The sequence below is a fragment of the Bradyrhizobium sp. Ses1 genome (assembly GCF_059512365.1).
Genome location: NZ_JCAMOQ010000221.1, coordinates 1 through 461, shown reverse-complemented (window position 1 = coordinate 461; position 461 = coordinate 1). Strand labels below are relative to the sequence as shown.

At 57.9% G+C, this 461-nt stretch carries 1 protein-coding gene; it reads right to left on the bottom strand.

The window, feature by feature from the left end; all coding sequences use genetic code 11:
• The coding region (locus AC5ZG5_RS46455) for a HAMP domain-containing protein (RefSeq protein ID WP_496165598.1) at nucleotides 1-461 on the bottom strand (461 nt) is incomplete at both ends.

The following is a 461-nucleotide window of genomic DNA, read 5'->3' as shown; positions in this document are numbered from 1 at the left end:
TGCAGCTCGTCGCAGGTCGAATTAACGTGCGCCGCAAGCTCCCCGAGCTCGTCCCGATTGGGCACCTCTATGCGCTGGGCAAAATCGCCAGCGGCTATCCGGTTCAAGCCGTCGTGAATAATGCGGACTGGCTCGATCACCGAGCGGGAGATCGCATGTCCTAAGACCAGCGTAAGGACAAAACTTGCGAGAGCGACCACAGTGACGAGCATCTGTGATTTGGTGTAGGTTTGTCGGCTCGCATCTATGCCGGCCACCATGTCTGCTTCAGCCCGATTGACCAATTGATTAGTCAGTCGTTCGAGCTTGTCCGCGAGAGGTCCGAGCTCCGCGAGTTCTCTCTGTTTGGCCTCAGCCGCTCGTCCACCGCGGATGAGCTCCGCGATGTTTGAAACGACGGCTATGAAGCGCGCATATTCTTCGCGCACTTGGTTGAGCAACGCCACCTCGTCCTTTGCGAC